Genomic DNA, 23,807 nt, shown 5'->3' on the forward strand with positions numbered 1-23,807 from the left:
TTCTGTTTTCGATGTATGCACGGCGTCATGCTCATCGCTCTTTCGCCCCTAAAGAAGAAAACAGCAGATAACAAAGGACCCCTTACCATGAGCGATAAAATCCGCCTGTTTATTATTGAATGTGTCGGCCCCATGGATTTATTGCAAGATCGCTCTGAAGCCAAAGCGCTCGAAAAGATCTGTCACATCATTGGTCATGAGGTGGCCATCTTAACAGCCTATTGTGCCGAAGATTTAGAGAAGTACTGCGACTACATCTCCTCTATCGACAACATCCACGTCACCCGTAGTAAGCAACGCCCACTGTGTATTCACCTTTCTGCGCATGGCAACGAACGGGGCGTCTCATTCGGGCGGGATTTTCTTAACTGGCAACAATTATTCATGGCCATGGATCCGCTGTTTAAAGACATGGAACAGTACAATGGCGAGGTGATGATCAGCCTTTCAGCCTGTGGCGCAGGCAATCAAACCTTAGTCAATGAAATCGAACAGGAAATACAGCGACACCATGAAACGCATTGCACCCCGACACCGCCGATTTCCCCGCCTGCGTACATTTTCGTGACACAAGGCAGTCAGGGAGATGAAGTGATTTATTGGGATGATGCCACTGTGTCGTGGACGATTTTCTACCACCGCTTATCCAAGCTAAAAAGCATTCGTGACGAAGACGTGCATCTGATCCTCGATGATATTGAGCATGCCGCCGATACCCTGTTACGTGCATTCAAGTGGGATCCCATGACCCAGCGTTATATTAAGTATTAAGATCAGGGATGAGTGACGAGGGACTAGGATCGAGGAAGTGCAGAGAGCGAGTGGCGAGTGGCGAGTGGACGAAATTCGAGTCACTAGAAACTAGAAACTAGAAACACTTTCCATAAAAAAACCGCCAGCCGGCGGTTTTTATCTTCGTTCGTGTAAACAGCAACAGCAACAGTTAGCCGTTTTGCTGTTCAAATTCACGCATGAAGTCTACCAACGCCTGCACACCTTCCAGTGGCATGGCGTTATAGATAGAGGCACGCATACCACCGACGACACGGTGACCTTTCAGGGCTTTCAGACCTGCCGCATCCGCTTGCTCAAGGAACAGCGCATCTAACGCCGCGTCTTTTAGCTGAAACGGCACGTTCATCAAAGAACGGTTATCCGCATGCACGTCGTTACGGTAGAAATCTGACTGATCGATAAAGTCATACAGCGTTTTGGCTTTCACTTCGTTACGCTGTTGCATCTCTGCGACGCCACCGATGCCTTTCAGCCACTTGAACACTTCACCGGCCAAGTACCATGCAAAGGTCGGCGGTGTGTTAAACATGGACTCTTTATCCACCTGCACGGTGTAATCTAAAATGCTTGGCAATGCGGTTTTCGCTTTACCCAACAGATCATCACGCACGATCACAATGGTCAAACCGGCAGGGCCGATGTTCTTTTGTGCACCGGCGTAAATCACACCGTATTTCGACACATCGATTTCGCGCGACAAAATCGTTGAAGACAAATCAGCAACAATCGGCTTATCCGTCACTGGCAGGTCACGGATCTCAATCCCGTCGATCGTTTCATTCGGGCAGAAGTGAACAAACGCGGCGTCATCGGACAATGGCCATTGTGCCGCTGGCAAGATGGCTTTCTTGCCGTCTTTTTCACACGTAATATCCACCACGTTCGGACGGCAGTATTTTTCGGCTTCTTCTGCGGCACTGTGTGCCCAGTAGCCGCCATCCATGTAATCGGCGGTTGTCGCATCACCCAACAAGTTCATCGGTACTGCCGCAAACTGTGCGCGGGCACCACCATGGCAGAACAGCACATGGTAATTGTCAGGGATCCCAATCAGATCACGTAAGTCTTGCTCAGACTGCTGAGCCACCTGGATAAATTCTTTACTGCGGTGACTGATCTCCATCACGGAGGTGCCCAGACCATTCCAGTCGGTGAGCTCTTGTTGTGCCTTTTTCAGCACGTCAGCCGGGATCATCGCCGGACCGGCGCAAAAATTAAAAACCTTATCCATGATAAAAGACTTGCTCCTGCTAAGACATGGGAATGCAATGATGTGCGACAACCTGAATCACGTTCCATCAGGCTCGCCGTGTAATGGTGATCTTTTACACCTTTCTCGCCGCCCTGAAAAGGGGTGGCCGTGAATTAGTTGGTGCTTAAACAACAGGATAAAAAAAACGCAGCCCGAGGGCTGCGTTTTTTATAGTGCATAGTGCTGTATTACTTATTCTTCTTCAGAAGAACCTTCTGCCGCAGAATCAGCCGCAGGCTGTTCTGTCGATGGAGCGGCTTCACCGTCAACAATCTCTGCATCAGAGATCAATTCACTTTCTTCCAGCTCATCAATGCGTTGAAGGCCAACGACTAGCTCACCATCAGTGGTACGGATCAGCGTCACACCTTGTGTGTTACGGCCAACACGGCTCACTTCGCCAACACGAGTACGAACCAGCGTACCGCCGTTGGTGATCATCATGAACTCGTCACCGTCTTCAACCTGAACAGCACCGACAACGCGACCGTTACGCTCAGAGACTTTAATCGATACAACACCTTGTGTTGCACGGCTCTTCGCTGGGTACTCTGCCAGTTCTGTACGCTTACCGTAACCATTTTCGGTCACAGTCAGTACATCGCCATCGTTGTGCGGCACGATAAGTGATACCACTTTATCGCCTTCCGCCAACTTCATGCCGCGGACACCCGCAGCCGTACGGCCCATACCACGCACTTGCTCTTCAGAGAAGCGAACCACTTTACCTGCTTCAGAGAACAGCATAATTTGGTCAGTACTATTGGTAACATCAACACCAATCAATGAGTCACCGTCACGCAAGTTAACGGCAATGATACCGGCACTACGTGGACGACTGAAGTCAGTCAATGGTGTCTTCTTCACGGTACCGTCAGCGGTGGCCATGAAGACAAACTTGTCAGCCGCGTACTCTTTCACTGGTAGGATCGCGGTAATACGCTCACCTTCTTCCAGCGGTAGAATATTCACAATTGGCTTACCACGTGCCGTACGGCTCGCTTGCGGCAACTGGTATACTTTCAGCCAGTACATACGACCACGGCTTGAGAAGCACAAAATGGTATCGTGTGTATTCGCGACAAGTAGACGCTCAATGAAGTCTTCATCCTTCATGCGCGTTGCTGCTTTACCTTTACCGCCACGACGCTGTGCATCGTAGTCGCTGAGGATCTGGTACTTCACGTAGCCTTCATGAGACAACGTAACCACCACATCTTCTTGCGTGATCAGGTCTTCAAGGTCGATATCGTGGCTTGCGGCAGTAATTTCAGTACGACGTTCATCGTTAAACTGTTCTTTCACTGCATGCAGCTCATCACGAATCACTTCCATCAGGCGCTCAGAGCTCCCTAGGATAAACAGTAATTCTTCGATGATATCAAGCAGGCCTTTGTATTCATCGAGAATCTTCTCGTGCTCAAGGCCGGTTAAACGGTGCAAACGTAGCTCAAGGATCGCTTGGGCTTGTTGTTCCGTTAGGAAGTACTGACCACCATGGATGCCGTATTGTGGCTCTAGCCACTCTGGACGTGCAGCGTCAACGCCAGCACGTTCAAGCATCGCGGCAACATCACCTAGCTGCCATGGACGTGAAAGTAGCCCTTCACGTGCCACTTGTGGTGTTGGTGCGCTCTTGATCAACTCGATGATTTCATCGATATTCACCAAGGCAATCGCCAAACCTTCAAGCAGGTGTGCACGCTCACGTGCTTTACGCAATTCGTAGATAGTACGACGGGTCACAACCTCACGGCGGTGATTCACGAAGCACTTCAGCATGTCTTTCAGGTTGAACAACTTCGGCTGACCATGGTCAAGTGCAACCATGTTGATACCGAAGGTGGTCTGTAGCTGTGTTTGTGAGTAAAGGTTATTCAGAATAACTTCACCCACAGCATCACGCTTACATTCAATCACAATACGCATACCGTCTTTATCAGACTCATCACGCAGTGCACTGATGCCTTCAACCTTCTTATCTTTAACGAGCTCGGCAATCTTTTCGATGAGTCGCGCTTTGTTCACCTGATAAGGGATTTCAGTGACAACGATAGTCTCACGACCATTTTTGCTGTCTACTTCGATATCCGCTTTGGCACGCATGTAAACTTTACCGCGCCCCGTATGATAAGCATCAATGATACCTTTACGGCCATTGATCAAAGCAGCGGTTGGGAAGTCAGGTCCAGGAATGTAATCCATGAGCTGATCGATAGTGATATCTTCATTATCAATCAACGCCAAGCAACCATTAACCACTTCACCCAGGTTATGCGGCGGTATGTTTGTTGCCATACCTACTGCGATACCCGATGAACCGTTCACGAGAAGGTTAGGCACTCTCGTTGGCATAACCGCAGGGATTTGCTCTGTACCGTCATAGTTAGGTACATAATCCACGGTTTCCTTGTCAAGATCCGCCAACAATTCGTGGGCGATTTTTGACATACGGATTTCGGTATAACGCATTGCCGCAGCTGAGTCGCCATCGACAGAACCAAAGTTACCTTGGCCATCAACAAGCATGTAGCGTAACGAGAATGGTTGTGCCATACGTACGATCGTGTCGTAAACCGCGCTATCACCGTGTGGGTGATATTTACCGATTACGTCACCCACCACACGGGCAGATTTTTTGTAAGCTTTATTCCAGTCATTGCCTAGCACATTCATCGCGAATAACACGCGACGGTGCACTGGCTTTAGGCCATCACGCACATCCGGAAGTGCTCGACCCACGATAACTGACATCGCATAGTCGAGGTACGAGCTTTTCAGCTCTTCTTCAATGTTGACGGGCGTGATATCTTTTGCAAGATCGCTCATTGAGCCAATATCCCTCAGGTAATTTCTGTCGTATTTTTAGTACGTGCAAGGTGCGAGAATATAGCATATTTCAGCCTAAATAGGCACACCTTTCACCATTATGTTGTGAGTAATTTAGCGGATTGGTTAAAAATCGGAAACCTCGATAACAGAATTTTTCCACTATCAGTTTACTTTTCACTCAGTACGCCCTTTCACTTAGCAGACACACGGTTTGTGACACGCAAAAATGACGCGCCAGCGTAAACACATGTCGCCCCTATCTTCATTATGTCCAACGGGGGCAATTTCGCTATAATGCTCCCCTCTATAAGGAAGATGGCTTAATCACATGACCAAGCAGTTGAACGTTGATCCCGCAGAGATCAGTAAATTTGAAGACATGGCATCTCGCTGGTGGGATCTGGAAGGAGAATTTAAACCTCTTCACCAAATCAATCCCTTACGCTTGAATTTTGTTATCGACCATGCCGACGGCTTATTCGGTAAAAAAATTCTTGATGTCGGCTGTGGTGGCGGGATCCTGGCGGAAAGCATGGCCATAGAAGGTGCTGACGTGACCGGTTTGGACATGGGCAAGGAGCCACTGACCGTTGCCCGTCTGCATGCATTAGAAACCGGAACGAAGCTGGAGTATGTCCAGCGCACGGCAGAAGAGCAGGCAGAGTTGTTCCCAGAGACCTACGATGTCGTCACGTGCATGGAAATGTTGGAACACGTACCGGACCCGGCGTCAGTGATTGCGGCCTGCGCCAAAATGGTCAAGCCCGGCGGCCATGTGTTTTTCTCCACCCTGAACCGCAATATCAAATCGTACTTGTTCGCCATTGTTGGGGCAGAACAGTTAATGAAACTCGTGCCGCAGGGGACACACGATCATGCCAAGTTCATTCGTCCGTCTGAACTCTTAGGCATGATTGACAACACCCCGTTGCAAGATCGCCATATCACGGGCCTCCACTACAACCCGCTGACCGATCACTACTGGTTGGGTAGCAACGTGGACGTCAACTACATCGTTCATACCATCAAACCGTGATTTTCACGCCTACGTGCACACATCCACAGTAATCGTCCTTGCAGGGCACCCTCATTGCCCTGCTCGCTTTCCCCTCTATTCCCGCTTAACTGGCACGTAATTCCCCTAAGACGAAAATCCATAACTAGCCAATAAATAACCAGAAAAGTTCGCTTTTCTGTCCGTTAAGAAGGGCAACAAAAAATCAAGATATTTTTTTTTCAAGCCCGTATTTTTATAGCGAATTTTTATTGCTTTTTTCTATGATATTGTCAGACCTGAGCAAATAGGTTGGTAGGCACTAACTTAATATTATGATTCCCCAAGTTATCCACAGCTGGTTAAAAATTACCATCTTGCAATACCCCCTCTTCACCACTATCTTGTAACCCTATAAGCTCAACACCCCAATATGTAGTGTTTACGTCCACAAGCAGAAATCTAACAAAGTTAACAAGCTTTGCTAACGTTCTCGCTGAAAGTGACAAAAAACACGGCTAATGCTGGAAATCTGGGAAAAAGATAAAAAATGACTCAACAGCTCACTGTTACCAAGCGTGATGGACGCAAAGAAAACATCGATCTTGAAAAAATCCACCGAGTGATCACGTGGGCCGCCGAAGGCCTAGAGAACGTGTCGGTTTCACAGGTCGAACTTAAGTCTCACATCCAGTTCTACGAAGGGATCAAGACTGAAGATATCCACGAAACCATCATCAAAGCAGCAGCCGATCTGATCTCAGAAGAGAGCCCAGATTACCAATACCTTGCTGCCCGCTTGGCGATTTTCCACCTTCGCAAAAAAGCATACGGCCAATTTGAGCCACCTGCGCTGTTTGATCACGTGACCCAGTTGGTCGCAAAAGGCAAGTACGACGCACACTTGCTGGAAGACTACAGCCAAGAAGAATTCGCTCTGATGGATACGTATATCGACCATTGGCGTGACATGAATTTCTCCTACGCGGCGGTAAAGCAGCTGGAAGGTAAATACCTTGTTCAGAACCGCGTAAGTGGCGAAATTTTTGAAAGTGCACAGTTTTTGTACATGATGATCGCGGCGTGCCTGTTTGGTAAATACCCTCGCGAAACACGCATGAGCTACATCAAGCGTTTCTATGACGCGGTATCACAATTTAAGATCTCGCTACCGACGCCGATCATGTCTGGTGTGCGTACCCCTACCCGTCAGTTCAGCTCTTGTGTACTGATCGAGTGTGATGACAGCCTAGATTCTATCAACGCAACGGCAAGCGCCATTGTTCGCTACGTGTCTCAGCGTGCCGGTATCGGTATCAACGCAGGCCGTATCCGTGCTCTGGGTTCTGAAATCCGTGGTGGTGAAGCCTTCCACACGGGTTGTATCCCGTTCTACAAGTACTTCCAGACAGCGGTAAAATGTTGTTCACAAGGCGGCGTACGTGGTGGTGCAGCGACCCTGTTCTACCCAATGTGGCACGGTGAAGTCGAATCCCTACTGGTACTGAAGAACAACCGTGGTGTTGAAGAAAACCGTGTTCGTCACATGGACTACGGCGTACAGCTAAACAAATTGATGTACACCCGTTTGATCAAAGGCGAGAACATCAGCCTGTTCTCTCCGTCTGACGTTCCGGGCCTGTACGATGCCTTCTTTGCTGACCAAGTGGAGTTTGAGCGTCTGTACGTGCAGTACGAGCAAGACAGCAGCGTGAAGCGTAAAACGGTGAAAGCGATTGAGTTGTTCTCACTGCTTATGCAAGAGCGTGCTTCAACAGGCCGTATCTACATTCAGAACGTGGACCACTGTAATACGCACAGCCCGTTTGACCCAAGCGTGGCACCGATTCGTCAGTCGAACCTGTGTCTGGAAATTGCACTGCCTACCAAGCCACTGAACAACGTGGAAGATGAAAACGGTGAGATCGCGCTTTGTACGCTGTCTGCGTTTAACTTGGGTGCGATTGAGACGCTGGATGATCTGGAAGAGTTGGCTGAGCTAACCGTGCGTGCACTGGATGCCCTACTGGATTACCAAGATTACCCATTGCCTGCGGCATACCGTTCAACCATGAACCGTCGTACCCTGGGTGTGGGCGTGATTAACTTTGCGTACTACTTGGCGAAGAATGGCGTACGTTACTCTGACGGCAGCGCAAACAACCTGACACACGAAGCCTTTGAAGCGATTCAGTATTACCTATTGAAAGCCTCTGTGGGCTTAGCGAAAGAACAAGGCGCATGTCCTTCTTTCAACGAAACCACGTATGCACAAGGCATTTTGCCGATTGATACGTATAAGAAAGACATTGATAACGTCTGCTCGGCTGAACTGCGTTACGATTGGGAAGCGCTACGCGAAGAGATCAAAACACACGGTCTACGCAACTCTACCCTGTCGGCATTGATGCCATCTGAAACCTCATCTCAGATCTCAAACGCGACCAACGGTATTGAGCCACCACGTGGCTTCGTGTCGGTTAAAGCATCGAAAGACGGTATCTTGAAGCAAGTAGTGCCTGAGTACAGCAAGTACAAGGATAACTACGAATTGCTTTGGAACATTGGCAGCAATGACGGGTATCTACAGCTTGTGGGTATTATGCAGAAGTTCATCGATCAGGCGATCTCTGCAAACACCAACTACGACCCAAGCCGACAGCCAGGCGGTAAAGTACCGATGAAACTGTTGCTAAAAGACCTGTTGTCCGCGTATAAACTCGGCGTGAAAACCTTGTACTACCACAACACGCGTGATGGCGCTTCAGATAGCCAAGGCGACATGGGTGCAGACGACTGCACAAGCTGCAAGATTTAATCGGTTTATAACGTTATAACGAATGGGGGCTGCGGCTCCCTTTCCTGTTGAGGGTAACATGGCATACAGCACTTTCTGTCAAACTAAAAACGACCAACTTAAAGAACCAATGTTCTTCGGCCAGTCCGTAAACGTTGCGCGTTATGATCAGCAAAAGTTTGAAATTTTTGAAAAACTGATCGAAAAGCAGCTGTCTTTCTTCTGGCGTCCAGAAGAAGTGGATGTTTCAGGCGACCGCATTGATTACAACAACCTGCCAGACCACGAACGTCACATTTTCATCAGTAACCTGAAATACCAGACCTTACTGGATTCTATTCAAGGCCGTAGCCCGAACGTCGCGCTACTGCCTATCGTGTCACTGCCAGAATTGGAAACGTGGATTGAAACGTGGTCGTTCTCTGAGACCATTCACTCACGTTCTTACACGCACATTATCCGTAACATCGTAAATGATCCGGCTATCGTATTTGATGACATCGTGACGAACGAGCACATCATCAAGCGTGCGGGTGACATTTCGGGTTACTACGATAACTTGATTGCAGCAACCAATGACTACCACCGTTTGGGTGAAGGCCTGCACACCATTAACGGCACAGCCGTAAACGTGAACCTGCGTGAGCTGAAGAAAAAACTGTATCTGTGCATGATGTCAGTGAACGCGCTGGAAGCCATTCGTTTCTACGTGAGCTTTGCCTGTTCGTTCGCATTTGCTGAACGTGAATTGATGGAAGGTAACGCGAAGATCATCAAACTGATCGCCCGTGATGAAGCCTTGCACCTGACCGGCACCCAGCACATTCTTAACCTGCTACGCAACGGTCATGACGATCCTGAGATGGCAGAAATCGCGCAAGAATGTAAGCAAGAAAGCTTCCAGATCTTCAAAGATGCCGCCGAACAAGAAAAAGAGTGGGCAGAATACCTGTTCAAAGACGGCTCTATGATCGGCCTGAACAAAAACATTCTGTGTCAGTACGTGGAATACATCACGAACTTACGCATGACCGCCGTAGGCCTTGAGCACGCGTACCCGGGTGCAACACAAAACCCAATCCCATGGATCAACTCATGGTTGTCGTCTGACAACGTGCAAGTTGCCCCACAGGAAGCCGAAATCAGTTCTTACCTCGTTGGTCAGATTGACAACGATGTCAGCGTTGATGATCTGGGTGACTTTGAACTATGAGTTCACTCACGATTACCGTGAATGGCGTAGAGGTTCGTGGCAACAGCCACGAGCCTCTGCTCACCCAGCTTGAACGCATCGGCCTGCGTCCGGAATACCAATGCCGCAGTGGCTTGTGTGGCGCGTGTCGCTGTAAGCTCTCGGCGGGCGCCGTCTCGCAAACCGATAGCATGGCCTTCATTGCTCCCAATGAAATCCTCACCTGCTGTTCGACCCCGAAAAGCGATATTGTGATCAACTTTGATTATGAGTTAGTTCAGGACACGCAACGTATCGAGCAAAACCATTCCGGTAACCGTTCCGGGAACCGCTCTGGAAACCAAGCATCCAATGAAAAGACCGCCTAATTTCGGCGGTCTTTTTGTTTGTATCATCTATCAATGCATTCATCTCTCAACGCAGACGTTTCCTGCACTTCTTCATTACACCTGCTTGATACACATGACGTGATACACCCCGTCTTCCACTTCGGTGCCTTCGGTTTCATGCTCAAACCCCGGGAAGGCTTTATCCCACACTTCCAAGCTTTTCAAATAGCCAATCTGCGGGCTGTTGCTGTCGCCAAAACTTTCTCCCGACATCAGCATTGGAATACCCGGTGGGTACGGGATCACCGCGTTAGCTGTCACGCGCCCTTCTAGCTGATTAGACGGCACCATCTCAACGTTGTTATCAACAATCGCTTCAAACGCTGTTCGCGGGGTCACGATCGCTTCTGGCAACGTGGAATACGCCGCATTCAGTTTATCGGACGGGGTGTGTTGCTTGAGATAGTTGAACATCTTGTCGCCCAAGTCTTTAAAGCCCATCTCGCCATACACATCCGGATAGCTTTCGACTAAATCGGGCAAAACCGATTTCAATGGGGTGTTGCCGTCATAGTGCTTCTTAAAGCTGAGCAAGGTGTTCACTAACGTCGCCCATTTCCCTTTGGTGATCCCCATCGAGAAGAGAAACATGATTTGGAAATCGGTAGTTCGGGTTGGCACAATCCCAAAGCGGGTCAGATATTGCGTCACCAACGCCGCGGGGACACCGGTCTCAAGCAAGGTACCATCGTCACCCATCCCTGGGGCCAGAATACTGACCTTGATCGGATCCAACATGCACCAATCTTCCGGCATATCCGCAAAGCCATGCCATGCATCACCCGGTTTCATGACCCAGAAATCTTGCTTGGTCGCCAGCAAGTTCGGATCCGCTTCTTCAAACGGAATGGTTTTTCCGGTGAACGGGTCTTCGATGGTTTCCGCATTCCACGGCTTGAAGAACCAGTCATTATCGGCTTCAAATTCGCGGTATAACCGCCCCATCGCCTGACGGTAATCCACCGCTTCTTTGATCACTTCTTGCGTCAAAGAATGGCCGCGATTACCCGCCATTTGTGAAACGGCAATATCGTTGGAGGCGCTAATGGCATAGAGCGGCGAGGTCGTCGCGTGCATCATGTACGCCTGATTGAAACGTTGGAAGTCGATATGGTCTTTCCCATAACGCACATGGATCCACGAGGCTTGCGACAGCGCATTCAGTAATTTATGGGTAGAATGTGTGGCGAATACGGTCGGGCCATCACTGCTTTCTACAGGCTCACCGCGCATCGCATAATGGTTCTCATAGATGGGATTGAATCGCGCGTAGCCATACCACGCTTCATCAAAGTGCAGACGGTGGCTGCTCTGGCCAATAATGTCTTGCACACGCTTGGCGTTATAACACAGACCATCATAGGTACAGTTGGTGATCACCGCGTATACCGGATCTTGATTGGCGTAATCACGGGTTAACGGACTTTCCAGCGCGCGTTGTTTTAAGGCCTCTGGCGTCATCTGCGTCGGATAAATCGGGCCGATGATCCCATACCGGTTACGTGAAGGCAGCATGTAAACTGGGCGTGCACCCGTCAGCATCAGCCCCTGCTCAATGGACTTGTGACAGTTACGATCACAAATCGCCAAGCTATCAGCCTTCATACAAATTTGCATGATGGTGCGGTTGGCCCCCGAGGTTCCCGTCACCAAAGAATACGATTGATTCGCACCAAACACCTTGGCCGCATACGCCTCACTGTCACCGAAATAGCCCGTGTGATCCAACAACGAACCTAATGAACCGCGTTCAATCCCCATGTCTGAACGAAACAACCCTTCGCCATAATAGCTATAAAAACGCTGACCGGCAGGCGTCTTCGTGAACCCGACCCCGCCTTGGTGACCCGGTGCGGCCCACGAGTATTCGTGCACATCGTCATACTGCATCATGCCAGCCATGAGTGGCGGCAACAGTTGATCACGATAACGCTTCATGGCGGCAACCGCACGCCCGACAATGAAGTCGGCGGTATCTTCCAGTAACCACGCAAATTCATCCACCCGTGACATCAATTCACGGCTAACCGCCAAGGTGATCTTCTTCCGCTCGGCCAATAAGAAGACCGGCACCCCTTGCTGGCGTTGATTAAGCTTATCAATCAGCTGGAAAAACTTGTCGTTTTCATCCGCCTGTTGCCCCGTCATTTGCGAGGTCAACATGAAACAGTCCATGGCGATATTGGCATTCAAAATCGAATAACAATCATCGAACGAGGTCGCGATGGTGACGCTGATCCCTTCATGGTGAAATTCATCTACCAAACGTTCTAAGGCGTTTTCAATCACGCCGACTTTTAAGGTGTCATTAAAAATCAGGACGCGTTTTTGTTTACCGTAGTTTTTCATATGCGCATTTCCTTTCCTCGGAAAACCGTCGACAACGTCAGAGCGAGCAAAACCACACGTTCTGACTCGCCATCACTCAAGACCGGCCAGTGGCATTCGCCGCATCTCGGCTGGCAATAAAGCCATAGAAAAAATAACCAAATAGCATGATCACCGTGCCGTAATACACCGAGTCGGCGCCCGTGGCATACGCACCGTAAATGCTGTACACAACCGCAACCGCCCCCACGGCAATACTGACCTTGTACTCTTTATCCGGTACATGGCTGTCACGCAAAATCACACCCAGTGCCGTTAGGGAGAGGATATAAGGGATCATGTTAATGAACACGGCCAGATCGACCAGCACGTTGAACTGCTTCAATAACGTTGGCGAAATCGTCATTACCGCCAAGCCGATTTCCAATGCCAGCATGATTAACATGCCTTTGATCGGCGCATCGTACTTATTCACTTCGGAAAAGATTTTCGGGAACAGGTTAATTTCCGCCGCCGCTTTGGACACTTGCGCGTTAGTAAATTGCCACCCCAGCAGAGAACCAACGGAAGCGATAATTGCCATCACCGTGATAATGTTACCGATGGTGGAATCGAACATCATGGAGAACACTAACCCAAACGGCGCATCCGATTTAGCCAGTTCGGCATTGGGCACAATCCCTTGGATCACCGTGGTCGAAGCAATGTAAGTGATGGCCGAAAACACGGTCGCCAACATACACGCCAGCGGCACATTACGTTTCGGGTTCTCCACCGCACCGGAGTTCACCCCCGCCGATTCGATACCAAGGAACGCCCATAAGGTTAATGCAATACCGGATGACATAGCCGTCATCGGACCCACATCGTGCGGATTCCAGCCCTCTGCAAACACCTTAGGGTCAAACCAATACCACCCGATGATGGACACCCCGAGCACTGGAATGATCACCCCCCACACCGTCACAGAGGATATTCCCCCCGTAATTTTGGGGCCACGCATATTCGCCAATAAGGTTAAGGAGAGGATAGTGATCACCCCAACGAAATTATGGATGGGACTGGTTTTTAACCAGGGTATGAAGGTTTCCAGATACCCCACGGTCGACACGGATATCGCCACGGCACTGATCACCAAGCAGACATAGTAGGTGTAGGACGCGATGAAGAAACTGGATTTACCGTGGGCTTTTTGCGCATAGGCGGACATCCCGCCGTCTTCAGTACAATACATCCCACACTTTGAAAAGGCATACGCGATACACAGCGCACCCACCGCGGTGATCCCCCATGCCAGTAATGCGATACCGCCAGTGGCGGCCAAACTCGAGGGCAACAAAATAATCCCCGACCCCATCATATTTACGGTTACGATGGTCGTTAATCCCATCAAACCCATTTTATTTTTGGATTCACTCATTGTATCGCTACGCTCCCCATAAGGAGACACACGGATCCCTGTGATGCCTCAAATAATCAAGCCTTACACGATGATAAGCTTAGTTTGCTCTTTCAACTTCGCCACCGAAATACACAAGACAAAAACCGTCATAGATGACACGGTAAAAAAATGCGGTTTACTTTTAAGACAATCAGAAAAAAGCCGGCGATCACGACACAAAACGTGACGCTAGCGATGTGGAAAAAGCGTGTGGGAAGAAAGACGGTAAAAGAATAAAGAAGAAAGAAAGGGAAAAAAGGGGGAAAAGCGAGCGAGAAGCGCGTAAAAAGGCAGGTAACATGGAAAAATAGCGTTCACCGTCACCAGAAAACGCTATCTCGAACGATTAACCCGACACTCAAGTGATCGGCAAATACCTTGATGCATGCGTGATCAACGATTCATAGTGACCAAATACGGGCTTTCCATCCACAACACGGCGCAACATGTCTAACGCCACCGTCGCGATGACCATGCGATGATCGCGGTAAGCGTACTGTCGACGGGTTGATACCGTTTGAGACCACACCCCATTCGCCGAAGCCAACGCCAGCGTGATCTGTTGATCATCGCAGTGGCTGACCGCCAGTGCCAATGATGCATCACTATTATTGAGCGCATCACACGCCATCGCCTCAGCGTCGTTGTGTGCCGAGCTTGGACTGACCGAGATAGGGCTGACCACCGCACTCTTGTTCACAACCGTACCCTGACACACCAAATCGCCAAACTCGGCATCGTGCAATGCATTGATCACCGCTCCTCCGGTATAGCCTTCAACTACAGCGAGCGTCTGTGATGATGCCGCCATCGCCAGCTTTAAGGCGTCAAGCAATGGCTGGCCTTGTCCCACCACATTCTCCCCTAACAATGCGGCAATCTGTTGATAGAGCCCGTCGGCCTCCGAATGCCCGAGTGGCACAAACACTTTCACTTCAATAAACGGCAAGTAAGAGCGGTAGCCCAACTCAAATCCTTCTGGCAAGACAAGAGGATCCAACATTTCACTGATCCCCGACTCTGATAAGCCAAACGTATATAAGCGTAAACAGTCCCGATCTGTTTGGTTTGCCGCGAACGACGCAGAAAGCCGTGGCAATATTTGCTCATGCACCATCTGTTTAAATTCACGCGGTACGCCGGGCGTAAAAAAGATCCACGCTCGGTTTAACCGCATCGCAAACCCACAAGCGGTACCAATCGGGTTATCAATCAACTCAGCCCCTGCCGGTAACATCGCTTGCTTAATGTTTGTCGCAGGCATCTCACGCCCAACCCGCGTGTATTTTTCCTGCATCTGGGCGACCCAATGGTCTGACAGCTCTAATCCCACATCAGCCGCAATCGCAGCAGCCTGTGCGGTTAAGTCATCTGTAGTGGGTCCCAATCCGCCATTCACCACCACAATATCGGCGGTCAAGCTACAATGCTCAATTTCCTTAGCCAGTTGCTCACGTTGGTCGCCCACCGTGGTTCGGCGTGTCATGGCAAAACCCTGCTCAAAAAACAACCAAGATAACCACGCGGCATTGGTATCGACGATATCGCCGTGCAGTACTTCTTCTCCGGTACTGATCATGACCACTTCTAACATGCTGTCCTCTGCGCCCTGTTTAACCTGTCTTAACGGTATACCAAATCACCACACTTTCCGATCTATCTCACTCTTTTTCCGATATAAAAAATCAGAACTGCGAAGACAACCGCTCTTTTTTGATAAGGCTATTAATGTCTACGCTTCCTTCGACAATTCCCCTTCAACAACTCAATGTAAAGATTAATTTACATGCAAATAAAGATAAGTTGACAGTGGATAATTTGATCGATAATGTACAGCTCAGAGAAAAATTACAACAAACCTTAGAGTATAGCAATATACGACCACCTTAATAGGGAATAACATGCTATTAACCTATTCAACGTCTGACTATCGATAGCCGCAACGGCCAAGTCAGATGTAATTAATTATTTACACCCTCTTGATTTCGCTGTTGTGGCTGCCACCTGATTGGGGAGTAACCACGGGTGTTCGCACCTCTCCCGCCTATTTATTATCTTTGGGAGCAACAGAAATATGTCCATGAACAAAACATTCGGCAGTATGCTGATCATCGCAGGTACCACTATTGGTGCCGGTATGCTGGCTTTACCTCTGGCATCTGCCGGGCTTGGGTTTACCACCGCCACCCTCATCATGTTCAGCATTTGGCTACTGATGACCTACACCGCATTATTAATGTTGGAAGTCCACCAGCACGCCGATAACACCGCCACCTTAAATTCACTTGCTCACCAATTGCTGGGCAAAAAAGGGCAATACCTCGCCAGTTTCGCGGTCGCTTTTTTAATGTACTCATTGTGTGCGGCCTACATTTCAGGGGGCGGCGGCCAATTGAACGATAAGCTGACCCAGTGGGGTGGACTCAACGTACTCCCACAAATCAGTGCGGTGGCGTTTACATTGATCATTGCAACCATTGTCGGGATCGGAACCCACTCGGTCGATATGGTGAACCGCCTTTTGTTCACCCTGAAAATTATTGCGCTGGTAGTCATGCTGGGGCTGTTAGTGCCCAATGTTGACGGCGGACACTTGGTCAATATGCCGGTAGAAAAAGGGCTGATCCTGTCTGCGCTACCTGTCATTTTCACCTCATTCGGCTTTCATGGCAGTATCCCGTCGATTGTGCGTTACATCGGCATGGACATTAAAGCACTGCGCAAAATCATGATTTTCGGTTCGTCATTGCCACTGATCATTTACGTATTTTGGCAGCTGGCCAGCCAAGGCGTCATGAGCCAATCAGCTTTGATGGCGAACAACAATTTGGGGGCTTTCATTGCGTCACTGAACACTTTGCTGCACAACCCGATGGTCAGCCAATCCGTCTCCATTTTTGCTGATTTGGCGTTAGCGACGTCCTTTTTGGGGGTGAGTTTGGGCTTGTTTGACTTCATTTCAGACAGCTTTAAGCGTGATGGCGTGAAATACGGCCGTTTACAAACCGCCTTCATTACCTTTGTGCCGCCGCTTGGCTTTGCCCTGTTCTACCCACAAGGCTTCATTATGGCACTGGGATTTGCGGCGATTGCCTTAGTGATCCTCGCTATCTTCCTGCCGGTTGCCATGGTGCGCGCACAACGTAAACAACGCATCAATGCCCAAATCAATGCAGAGCCCGCTTACCAAGTGGCGGGTGGCACACCGGCACTGATCATGGCGACCACCGCAGGTATCATCATTATCTCCGCCCAATTGCTCCAAATGGCCGGTAAAATTCCTGCAGTAGGCTAAGCTCAGGGCAAAAAGAGGTGGCAATGTGCATTTATTGCACAATTGCCACCTTTGTAATTATTAAACAGTGAGTTAAGTCTCACTGGTTAACAATAAAAGACGAATTACCGCGCAAAAACGCACTTAATGAGAGAAAAAAAACCGCATCTATGTTAGCGATTATGAATAACCGCTAGGCATTTCTTCCTTTTTCAGTGATACTCCCCGCCCTTAAACCCTGTCTCACTTGATCTATCGCGGAGCGTATCTTGCGCACTTCACTGTTATCTTCGTTTGTTTTAGGCTGTGCTATCAGCTCACCAGCCCTTGCTTGGTATGACAACACCCCTTACACAAACAACCATGCCTATGCAAATAACCACACAGACACGACAACTCAACAAGGTACGTTTCTTAACCATTATGCCTTAACCTCGCCATCAACGTTCCGCTACAGCGCAACGACGGATGCTGGCACTCAGGCGGCGACCACCACAGAGCAATCCGTCAACATTTTGCCGATGCACCTGTCTGTCGCCTCAGAAAAAAACTGGGACTACCTGCTTGAGCAGTCTTACACCATTTTCGGTTTAAGTGTGGCGACCGTGGGGATGATGACCTTACTGCCAGAAAGCATCACCAAGTGGGATGAAGAAGACCGTGATTTAAGCGGACTGGGCCAAAAATGGTGGGATAACGTGAGTGAAGGTCCCGTTTGGGATAAAGATGACCATGTCCTGAACTACGTCATGCACCCATATTTTGGTGGTGTTTACTACACGGCTGCCCGTCATTCCGGCTTCAATGAGTGGGAATCCTTCTTATATTCCGCCACCATGTCGACGTTCTTCTGGGAATACGGCGTGGAAGGCTTCGCTGAAGTCCCGTCGATTCAAGACATCATTGTGACACCGCTATTCGGTGCCGCCGTGGGTGAATGGATGTTCCAGACTGAACTCGAGATCACGGCACGCGGGGGAGAAGTGCTCGGGTCAGAGACCATCGGTAATGTCAGCCTGTTCCTGCTCAACCCTGTTGGTCACATCCATTACTGGGTCACCGATTGGTGGAAGGGCGACTCCGATGTCAGCCTGACTTACTCGCCGTGGTTTGGTARTGCTGACGTCGCGCAATTTGCGATGGATTCAGGCGCCAACTACGACAAAGCCTTTATCGGTTTAGAGTTAAAATTGGCCCTGCAATAGAACGGATGCCTTTAGTCAGTAAAGTGACGTAGCTAACGCGTCCTTTACTGATTTTCAACATTTAAGACCGAATAATTCATCGTTCATGAAGTAAGGTCACGCTTTGGTATTATCTCGATATTTCAACACGATATTTTGAGATAGCATTTTCAATAATCACAATAAATTATAAGCATTGGTGATGAACCAGATTTTTTCGATGTTCGAATACCTACAATCACCGGTTTGGGTTTTCGACATTCACCAAAAACGCATTCTCTGGGCCAATTCGGCCTCACTCCCGCTGTGGGATGCCGAAAGCCAAGACGCTTTATTAGCGCGCGATCTTCAACGCGATATGTCACTGGCTGTCAGTGCTGTGCTTGAAGGCTATCTGCCCCGTTTTGAACAAGGCGAAACCATTAAAACCTGGTGGACGTTTGCCCCTAATGGCGCATTTAAAAAAGCCCTCTGCCATTTTTCGGGGATCCCGCTTCCCGATGGTTCTCTGGGTATGCTGGTTCACGTGATTGCCGAAGAGTCTGGTCTTCGTCATGAGCTCGCCCTGTCCAGTGGTGCCAACCTTTCTCTGTTATTTGCCGCCTCTGGTGACTTGATCAGTTCCAACAACACCTTTGCCCATGAGTTCGGTGACCAGCTTCCTGATCTTAATAGCTTTTTAGGTGATGCCAAACTGGCACAAGAATGGATCGACACGGCCCGTCAAGGCCGCCCTTTCTCGACCAAGCGTTTGTGTTGGACGGGTAAAAGCCATTACTGGTTCACCATTGAAGGCATGTGGCTTGACGACAAGCAGCTGTTGTTGCTGGACATGGTGAATATCAGCCAGAAAAAAGAAGAGCAGAATAAAGAGAAATACAACGCGGAACATGATTACCTCACCGGTCTGTTAAATCGCCGGGGGATCACCCATGCCATTATTCAGCATCAACCTAGCCTGCATGCGTATAGCTTGTTGTTTCTTGATATTGATGGCTTCAAGCTAATCAATGACACCTATGGCCATGCGGTGGGCGATAAGCTGCTACGCGCCATCGCCATTCGCCTGCAAGAAGCGTTGCGCTTCAAAGGGCTACTGGCGCGCTTTGGTGGCGATGAATTCATTATTCAAATCGAACACCGCAACATCAGCGATCCGACCCGCTTTGCACAGCAACTGATCAAAGCACTCAACCGCCCTTTCCACCTCAAAGAAGTGGGTGAGCTGTCGATCGGGTGCAGTATTGGTACCTCTCAATACCCACAAGATGCCAAAGACATTGAAACCCTGATCACGCAAGCCGACATGGCGATGCATCGCGCCAAGCTACGCGGACGTAATCGCAGCCACCATTTCTCGCCGGACATGGCTGATGCCCTGTACCGAAAAATGACTCTGCGTCACCACCTGACGCTGGCATTAGAAACCGAAGCGTTTGAGCTGTACTATCAGCCCATCGTCGACATGAAAAGCCACAAGTTGAAAGGGTTTGAAGCACTGATCCGCTGGCACGATGAAGAACTGGGGCACGTCTCACCCGCGGAGTTCATTCCACTGGCGGAAGAAACGGGCCAGATAGTACCGCTAGGGAAATGGGTTCTCAAAACCGCCTGCCAACAACTGGCGCTGTGGCGAGAGAAGTACAACAAACATTTCATCATGAGTGTGAACTTATCACGGGCGCAATTGCAATCAAGCTTAGCCCCTTCCGTTGAAGCCTTGTTGATACAACATCAGATCCCGCCATCCCGACTGGCATTGGAACTGACTGAATCCACCATGCTGCAAGACTATGATGAAGCCAAACAATGCTTGGAAGATCTGGCGTCGCTGGGATTGGAGTTGTATCTGGATGACTTTGGCACCGGCTACTCATCGCTCTCACAACTGCAAGATCTGCCAATCAGCACCGTGAAACTGGATCAGAGCTTTGTTCAGGGAGAGCACAAAGGCAGCCAAGCCATCATTGAAGCAACCCGCGCCATTTGTGAAAAGCTAAACCTGAAAGTGGTGGCGGAAGGGGTAGAAACACTGGCCCAACTTCAGTACCTACAAAAATGCCGCTTTGACTACTGCCAAGGGTATTACTTAGGTCGGCCGATGCCAGCCTATGAGCATGAAGCCCGTCACTTCTCTCTACAAAACACGATACCGGGCACCAAGTACTACTACTGACGGTAACGCTTCGGTCACGCGCCTCTACCCAAGTAGAGGCGGATTTTCTCATCCCTGTTGACTACGCCCAATGCGGTGCAAGCCCCTGCCACATCGCAATCACACCCGACACTGAACATAACACCAGCAAGGCATAACGCAGCCATTCGGCTTTAATCAAATGCTGAATACGGTACGCAAAAAGTGAGGCTAAGATAGGCGCAGGCATGATCATCATACCGTATTGAAAGTGCCACCAACTAAAGTGGCCTGTCGCGGTTAACGCAGCCAATGACAATAAACCACTGAATGCAAAATAACCGGCTAAATTCGCCCGAAGTTTGGCCGCTTCCGCATGTTGCAACACCAAAGCCATCGGTGGCCCACCAATCGATGTCGATGTCCCCATCAACCCCGAGGCAAACCCCGCCCAAAATAGCGCTTTAGGCGTGGGTTTGATCCGCACTTTTAATAAACTGATCCCAACCGCCGTCAATACCCCAATCCCCAATACCAATGCCAAGGATTGAGAGGTGATATAGAGCAGCAACACACTGGCCACAAGCGTGCCAGGAATACGGCCGAGAAACGCCGCCCCCAGCCCTTTGAATGACAGCATGGCACGGTATTGCCACATGTTGATCAAGGCCAGTACAAAACCAACCAAACAGATGACGCCCGGCACAAACCGTGGCTCGAAGTAGTACACAATTGGCGCAGCGACAATCGCCATCCCAAAGCCGACCGTACTTTGTACAACACAGCCGGCGGCGAGCGCCAACGCGCAATAAATTAAGGTGCTGGTGTCCATGTTGGCACGATCTCCGCGTGAATAAGTAAGTTCCTTGGGGTAATAGGTTTGTCGCAGAAGGTGCCGACCGTGACATGGTAGCCCGCCTCTTCCATGAAACACGCCCGGTCATATACCAGCCACATTTCTAATGGACGGCGGAATAACTGTCTCAGCAATTCCAAGCGTTCAACCCAATGAAAACGCGTTTCGCCCATCTGTTGCCAGTGGGTGAAATCAATATCAGCCGGCAACAGCAGGCCTTTTTCTGCGGCAGCCCACTGACAGAAGGCGGCAAAGCCCTCATTGAGCAAGGCCTTTTGTACGTTCGGCACCGGAATATAACGGTCCTGTCCGCTCACCGCCCGCTGCAAGCTATCAAAGCCCAAACGGAAGCTCACTTCGACAAAGCGTAAATTACGTACCCGATTACCGGCAGTCACCGTTTCCTGCAACGGTAGACGCAGATCATGTTTCGACAACTGCAACGCGCTCTGTTGCGCTTGCAGAGAAAGCGGCTGATAGGCTTTGCCACGGATCAAGTGATAGCAGCACGGTGAAATACTCACTGCTTGCCCCCGCTTAGCCGCCACCCGTTGTAACAACGACACATGCAAATCCCCACAAGCGTGCAGTGCGACCGCATGCTGCTGCGGCTGAATGTATTGCTCACTGTCAGGAGAAAACGCATCACCGTGCACAAACGTCATGTTTAAGCCCAGTTTTTTCGCCGCCTCATCACCACTGTCACACAGTGCCTGTTGCCATTCCAAACTCACCACGGGTGTCTGATGCGTCGCGGCCAATACGCGCCCCAAGAAGCCTTTTCCGGCACACCATTCCAACCACGGCAAAGACAGTGCCGGCAACACGCCGTTAAACGCATGCAGTTGCGTCCACTTTCGCCCCGGAATGCCAGCATCCAATCCACGCGGCGTGGCGCGTTCCGTGTGTGGTAACGCTGAAACGTGTGTCAGTGCGGTTAACGCCTCTGCCTGTGGAATCCATGCCTGCAATGCTGAGCACAAGGCAGCAGGATCCGCCAAATACTGCGCAACGTCCTCATCGGTCAGTGACACCAACCATTGATACAGCGCAGGATGGCGCGCCTCCCACGCGGCCGGCGTTTCGGCAAACGGCATGAACTGCCAATAATCACGGGTTTCAACCAACAGGCTGTCGAGCTGAGAAAAAAGCGGGGCGTGCATGAATTACTCTAACGAAGTCGAACAAGGCAGCGATTATACCCAAGCAGAGGGAAATACGCCGATAAAAAGTGCAGAAAGAGACTCTGTCTTTACAAGAAAGAACATCAGCGACGAGCAGAGGAAGGAGGCGCGGACGACAACAAGGTAAACAAACGGCAGGCTACTACGGGGCAGCCTGCTGATAGACGGTATTCCAGCTTATTTTACGGGTAAGGGAATATGGGTAAACATGGCTTCAATTTCCGCATTGCTCTTGAGTGCAACCGCTTGGTCGACAACATTGCGGGTTAAATGCGGGGCAAAACGTTCCATGAAATCGTACATGTATGAACGTAAGAATGAGCCTTTCTTAAAGCCGATTTTGGTCGTGCTGGCCTCAAAGATATGGCTGGCATCAATCGCGACCAAATCACTGTCGATCTCCGGATCCATCGCCATGCTCGCAATCACGCCCACGCCAATGCCCAATCGGACATAGGTTTTGATCACATCCGCATCTGTCGCGGTGAAGACGATACGCGGTGTCAGTCCCGAACGATTAAACGCACTGTCTAGCTCTGATCGCCCCGTAAAACCAAACACGTATGTCACCAATGAGTACGCGGCCAAGTCATGAATCGTAATGGCTGATTTTTTCGCCAACGGGTGATCCGCTTTCACCACAATGGAGCGGTTCCAGTGGTAACACGGCAACATGATCATGTCTTGATACAGGTGCAAGGCTTCCGTCGCAATGGCAAAATCCGTGGTGCCTTTGGAAACGGCATCCGCCAACTGTGTCGGTGTGCCTTGATGCATGTGTAGGGTCACTTTCGGATAACGTGCAGTAAACCCTTGGATCACTGCTGGTAATGCATAACGCGCCTGCGTATGCGTGGTAGCAATGTTCAGGGTACCCATTTCTGGATGCGTATGCTCACCGGCCACGGCCTTAATGCTTTCCACACGAGAGAGAATATCACGCGAGATCTTAACAATCTCTTCACCGGCAGGTGTCACCTTGGTTAAGTGCTTACCACTGCGTTCAAAAATCTGGATGCCGAGCTCATCTTCCAGCAAACGCACCTGTTTACTGATCCCCGGCTGTGACGTGTAAAGGCTCTCCGCCGTAGAGGAAACGTTAAGGTTATTGTTCACAACCTCAACAATATATCTTAATTGTTGTAATTTCATGGT

Annotated in this window: 16 protein-coding genes; 8 read left to right on the forward strand and 8 right to left on the reverse strand. The window is 49.8% G+C overall.

The window, feature by feature from the left end; translation table 11 throughout:
• The first annotated feature begins 87 nt into the window (after positions 1-87).
• Positions 88-771, forward strand: coding sequence for a hypothetical protein (locus tag L4C36_RS06995; protein ID WP_428477079.1), 684 nt, complete (start codon positions 88-90; stop codon positions 769-771).
• A gap of 172 nt (positions 772-943) precedes the next feature.
• Here the strand turns inward: L4C36_RS06995 and serC are convergent, their stop codons facing one another.
• Together serC and gyrA are read right to left on the reverse strand one after the other, a co-directional pair.
• Entirely contained in the window at positions 944-2,026 is a 1,083-nt protein-coding gene (gene serC, locus L4C36_RS07000) for a 3-phosphoserine/phosphohydroxythreonine transaminase (RefSeq protein ID WP_428477080.1), read from the reverse strand.
• Between the two features lie 213 nt (positions 2,027-2,239).
• Positions 2,240-4,876 (reverse strand): DNA topoisomerase (ATP-hydrolyzing) subunit A, encoded by a 2,637-nt coding sequence (gyrA, locus tag L4C36_RS07005; RefSeq protein ID WP_428477081.1) that lies wholly within the window; start codon positions 4,874-4,876, stop codon positions 2,240-2,242.
• Positions 4,877-5,207: 331 nt separating this feature from the next.
• On the opposite strand from gyrA, the gene ubiG reads away from it, so the two are divergent.
• The 4 genes from ubiG (at position 5,208) to yfaE (ending at position 10,230) form a co-directional block, all read left to right on the forward strand.
• Positions 5,208-5,915 carry a bifunctional 2-polyprenyl-6-hydroxyphenol methylase/3-demethylubiquinol 3-O-methyltransferase UbiG gene (gene ubiG, locus L4C36_RS07010; protein WP_428477082.1) on the forward strand — a complete coding sequence of 236 codons (708 nt, stop codon included), beginning with the start codon at positions 5,208-5,210 and terminating at the stop codon, positions 5,913-5,915.
• Between the two features lie 508 nt (positions 5,916-6,423).
• Complete coding sequence (gene nrdA, locus L4C36_RS07015) at positions 6,424-8,691, forward strand: class 1a ribonucleoside-diphosphate reductase subunit alpha (protein WP_428477083.1); 2,268 nt, start codon at positions 6,424-6,426, stop codon at positions 8,689-8,691.
• A 58-nt stretch (positions 8,692-8,749) separates the two neighbouring features.
• Positions 8,750-9,883, forward strand: a complete 1,134-nt coding sequence (gene nrdB, locus L4C36_RS07020) for a class Ia ribonucleoside-diphosphate reductase subunit beta (protein WP_428477084.1) — start codon at positions 8,750-8,752, stop codon at positions 9,881-9,883.
• On the forward strand, positions 9,880-10,230 hold the full coding sequence (gene yfaE, locus L4C36_RS07025; protein WP_428477085.1) for a class I ribonucleotide reductase maintenance protein YfaE: 351 nt from the start codon (positions 9,880-9,882) through the stop codon (positions 10,228-10,230). Before nrdB ends, yfaE begins: the two co-directional genes overlap by 4 nt.
• 75 nt (positions 10,231-10,305) lie before the next feature.
• Here the strand turns inward: yfaE and adiA are convergent, their stop codons facing one another.
• From adiA to L4C36_RS07040, 3 genes are all read right to left on the reverse strand, one after another.
• Positions 10,306-12,600 (reverse strand): arginine decarboxylase, encoded by a 2,295-nt coding sequence (gene adiA / locus L4C36_RS07030; RefSeq protein WP_428477086.1) that lies wholly within the window; start codon positions 12,598-12,600, stop codon positions 10,306-10,308.
• 76 nt (positions 12,601-12,676) lie between these two features.
• Positions 12,677-13,999, reverse strand: coding sequence for a putrescine-ornithine antiporter (gene potE / locus L4C36_RS07035; RefSeq protein WP_428477087.1), 1,323 nt, complete (start codon positions 13,997-13,999; stop codon positions 12,677-12,679).
• Positions 14,000-14,378: 379 nt separating this feature from the next.
• On the reverse strand, positions 14,379-15,614 hold the full coding sequence (locus tag L4C36_RS07040) for a CinA family nicotinamide mononucleotide deamidase-related protein (protein WP_428477088.1): 1,236 nt from the start codon (positions 15,612-15,614) through the stop codon (positions 14,379-14,381).
• A 480-nt stretch (positions 15,615-16,094) separates the two neighbouring features.
• Between L4C36_RS07040 and L4C36_RS07045 the strand changes: the two genes are divergently transcribed.
• The 3 genes from L4C36_RS07045 to L4C36_RS07055 all read left to right on the forward strand — a co-directional run bounded on the left by L4C36_RS07045 (position 16,095) and on the right by L4C36_RS07055 (position 20,654).
• Positions 16,095-17,315 carry an aromatic amino acid transport family protein gene (locus L4C36_RS07045; RefSeq protein WP_428477089.1) on the forward strand — a complete coding sequence of 407 codons (1,221 nt, stop codon included), beginning with the start codon at positions 16,095-16,097 and terminating at the stop codon, positions 17,313-17,315.
• 248 nt (positions 17,316-17,563) lie between these two features.
• Positions 17,564-18,499 (forward strand): DUF3943 domain-containing protein, encoded by a 936-nt coding sequence (locus L4C36_RS07050; RefSeq protein WP_428477090.1) that lies wholly within the window; start codon positions 17,564-17,566, stop codon positions 18,497-18,499.
• A gap of 181 nt (positions 18,500-18,680) precedes the next feature.
• On the forward strand, positions 18,681-20,654 hold the full coding sequence (locus tag L4C36_RS07055; RefSeq protein ID WP_428477091.1) for a putative bifunctional diguanylate cyclase/phosphodiesterase: 1,974 nt from the start codon (positions 18,681-18,683) through the stop codon (positions 20,652-20,654).
• A gap of 61 nt (positions 20,655-20,715) precedes the next feature.
• Here the strand turns inward: L4C36_RS07055 and L4C36_RS07060 are convergent, their stop codons facing one another.
• From L4C36_RS07060 to cysB, 3 genes are all read right to left on the reverse strand, one after another.
• Positions 20,716-21,444: a sulfite exporter TauE/SafE family protein gene (locus L4C36_RS07060; RefSeq protein ID WP_428477092.1), complete on the reverse strand. Its 729-nt coding sequence runs from the start codon at positions 21,442-21,444 to the stop codon at positions 20,716-20,718.
• Entirely contained in the window at positions 21,426-22,631 is a 1,206-nt protein-coding gene (locus L4C36_RS07065; protein WP_428477093.1) for a methyltransferase, read from the reverse strand. The genes L4C36_RS07060 and L4C36_RS07065 overlap by 19 nt, the downstream gene beginning before the upstream one ends.
• Positions 22,632-22,829: 198 nt before the next feature.
• Positions 22,830-23,804, reverse strand: coding sequence for an HTH-type transcriptional regulator CysB (cysB, locus tag L4C36_RS07070; RefSeq protein ID WP_428477094.1), 975 nt, complete (start codon positions 23,802-23,804; stop codon positions 22,830-22,832).
• Positions 23,805-23,807 lie beyond the last annotated feature (3 nt).

This window comes from Photobacterium japonica (genome assembly GCF_050337005.1).
Taxonomy (GTDB): domain Bacteria; phylum Pseudomonadota; class Gammaproteobacteria; order Enterobacterales; family Vibrionaceae; genus Photobacterium; species Photobacterium japonica.